At 71.5% G+C, this 2,757-nt stretch carries 3 protein-coding genes; 1 reads left to right on the top strand and 2 read right to left on the bottom strand.

Annotation, left to right across the window (positions count from 1 at the left end; genetic code table 11):
* Positions 1–243 (top strand): alpha/beta fold hydrolase (locus ACGFMK_RS48930; protein ID WP_392778939.1); only part of this gene is annotated, 243 nt, incomplete at its 5' end.
* On the opposite strand, the gene ACGFMK_RS48935 is transcribed toward ACGFMK_RS48930, so the two are convergent.
* Together ACGFMK_RS48935 and ACGFMK_RS48940 are read right to left on the bottom strand one after the other, a co-directional pair.
* Positions 233–940: an MgtC/SapB family protein gene (locus ACGFMK_RS48935; protein ID WP_392778942.1), complete on the bottom strand. Its 708-nt coding sequence runs from the start codon at positions 938–940 to the stop codon at positions 233–235. The two genes, ACGFMK_RS48930 and ACGFMK_RS48935, sit on opposite strands and share 11 nt — an antisense overlap.
* Before the next feature lie 387 nt (positions 941–1,327).
* Positions 1,328–2,757, bottom strand: a 1,430-nt coding sequence (locus ACGFMK_RS48940) for an alpha/beta hydrolase (RefSeq protein ID WP_392778945.1), incomplete at its 5' end; no start/stop codon positions are given.

Consider the following 2,757-nt stretch of genomic DNA (forward strand, 5'->3'; position numbering starts at 1 on the left):
CGGCGTCCCCGACTTCGGCACCGAAAACTGGGCGCGATCGGCCGGGTCGCGGAGGTCCGCGCCCGCACGCTCGTCGTGACCGGAGACCTCGACTCCGCCGACATCTTCGCCGTCGCCGACCTGGTGGAGCGCGAGGCACCGCACGCGCGCCGGGCCCGGGTGCCCGGCGCCGCGCACCTGGTGAACCTGGACAAGCCCGCCCGGTTCGGCGAGCTGCTCGACGAGTTCCTCGCTACACCGTGACGGCGTCCCAGCGCACGCTCGACACCGCGGGCTCCAGCGAAAGCCGGGACACCGCGGACTCCATCTGGGCGTCGTCGCGCTGGTCGGCGGCCAGCTCGGCGCGGACCTCGACCGTGCGGTCCTCCGGGCGGTCCGTGCTCAGCACCGACAGCAGCCGGAAGTCCGTGCGTGCCAGCGCCTGCACGAGCAGGGCCCGGACGTGGGCTTCGCTGTCGTCGCGGGTCACCGCCTGGAACTCGTAGCGCGCCGGGGTCTCGTCGCCCGAGTCCGGGCGGCGGTCGACGACGCGGCCGAGCGGCCGCAGCAGGACGTTGACGCCGACGACGACCACGGTCCCGGCCAGCGCCACGGCGTACAGCCCGGAGCCGGCGAGCGAGCCCACGGCCGCCGAGCACCACAGCGTCGCCGCGGTGTTGAGGCCGCGGACGTTGAGGCCGTCACGCAGGATCACGCCGGCACCGAGGAACCCGATGCCGGAGACGATCTGCGCGGCCACCCGGGTCGGGTCGGCGTCGCCGCTCGACGACAGCCCGCCGAAACCGTGGGCCGACAGCAGGACGAACAGCGTCGCGCCGACCGCGACGAGGGCGTTGGTGCGCAGCCCGGCCATCCGGGCGCGGAACTGCCGCTCGAACCCGATGACGGCGCCCAGGCCGACCCCGGTGCCCACGCGCAGCAGCATTTCGAAGATGGTCATGATCCGGCTCTTTTCCGGCGTGCGCGCACTGCCGGACAGGAGGCGGCCGGACGTCCTCAGCCCAGCCGGAAACCTCCGGTGAGCGCGCGCCCGGCCGTCCGTTGACTGTCCGCTGGCATGTGCCGCTCACCTCGCTTCCCGTACTGGTGATGATCAACCGGACCACTGTAGCGCCCGGCCCGCGGCCCGCGCTGTGATGAGCACTACGCCCCGTGCCGGCGCAGGTGCGGCACGAGGTCTCCGGGCCGCTCGTCGGGGAAGAACAGCTTCGCGCCGGGCACCACGCGGCCACGGGCGCGGCTGCGACCGGTTAACTGCGGGGCGTCAACTGAAACGGGCCGGTTGCCGCCCGTTGGGGGTCACGGGGCCCGCACCGGAACTCGCGTGTCAGCCCTTCGCGACCGCCGTCTCGAACGGCTGGACGTTCGGCTGGAACACCTGGCCGTTGGCCGGCACCTTGAGGTCGGTCAGGTACGCCGCCACGGCCTGGTCGACGCCGAGGGCGTCACCGAGGATGCAGTGGCCGAACGCGTCGACCGACAGCAGCCGGGTGTTGCCGAGCTCGGCGGCCATCCGCTGGCCGAACTGGTAGCGCGTCGCGGGGTCGTAGTAGTTGCTGACCACGACGACCGGGACGTCGGTCTTCGCCTGCCACGGACCGCGGTAGACGTCCGGCTTCTTCGCCGGCCACACCGGGCAGGCCGCCGTGTCCGCGAAGGCCTGGTAACGCCCGAAGGTGGGCGACTCGCGCTCCCAGCCGGCGGCGATACCCGGCACCTGCTCCTGCTTGATCTTGAACGGCTTGTCCGAACAGTTGACGCCGAAGTACGAGTCGTCACTCGTGTAGGGGCTGTCCGGAGTCTGGTCGGCCAGGCCCTGCTTGCCCTTCGTGATCACCTTGAGCTGCCGGGCCTGCAGGGTCTGCGCCTGGGCGCCCGCGGGGTGGATCGCGTTGTACAGCGCCTGCAGGTCCTCGGCCAGGCCGGGGAACGCCGACGGCGAGTACAGGGTGCCCGACACCGAACCGGTGAACGTGTTGATGTCGACCGAACCGCCGCCGGGGATGGTGATCGGCTGCTTGCGCAGGTACTCGCGCAGCTCGTCGAACTTCGCCCGCGGGGTGCCGTCGCTGAACGCGCACTTCGCGCCGACCTGGTCACAGCGCTTGAGGAAGCCGTCGAGCGAGACCTCGAAGCCCTGCGCCCGCTCGCGGTCGTACTCGACGCCGTCCTTGGTGCGCAGCTGCGGGTCGACGTTGCCGTCGATCACGATCGCGCGGGACTGCTTCGGGAACATCGACGCGTAGGTCGAGCCGATCAGCGTGCCGTAGGAGAAGCCGACGTAGGTGAGCTTCTTGTCGCCGACCGCCGCACGCAGCGTGTCGAGGTCCCGCACGACGTCCTTGGTGGACATGTGGTTGAGCAGCGAACCCGCGTTGTTCTTGCAGAACTGGCCGTAGTCGCGGTAGCTGGCCAGCGTGCCGGAGATCTCGGCGCGGCTCAGCGGCACCGGGATCTGGGCGCCGAAGACCTCGTCCGCGTCCTCCTGCGTGGTGAAGCAGCGCAACGGGTTGCTCTGCCCGACCCCGCGCGGGTCGAAGCCGATCAGGTCGAAGCGGTCGACCACCTGCGGCTGGAAGTAGTACTGGCCGCTGATCGGCATCCGCAGGCCCGAGCCGCCGGGCCCGCCGGGGTTGAGGAACAGCGAGCCGACCCGCGCGTCCGGGGTGCGCGCGGCGCGCTTCAGCAGCGCGATGTCGATGGTGCCCAGCGCGGCGTTGTCATGGTCGATCGGCACGCGGTAGCGCGCGCAGCTGT

It is taken from the genome of Amycolatopsis sp. NPDC049252 (assembly GCF_043197175.1).
GTDB lineage: Bacteria > Actinomycetota > Actinomycetes > Mycobacteriales > Pseudonocardiaceae > Amycolatopsis.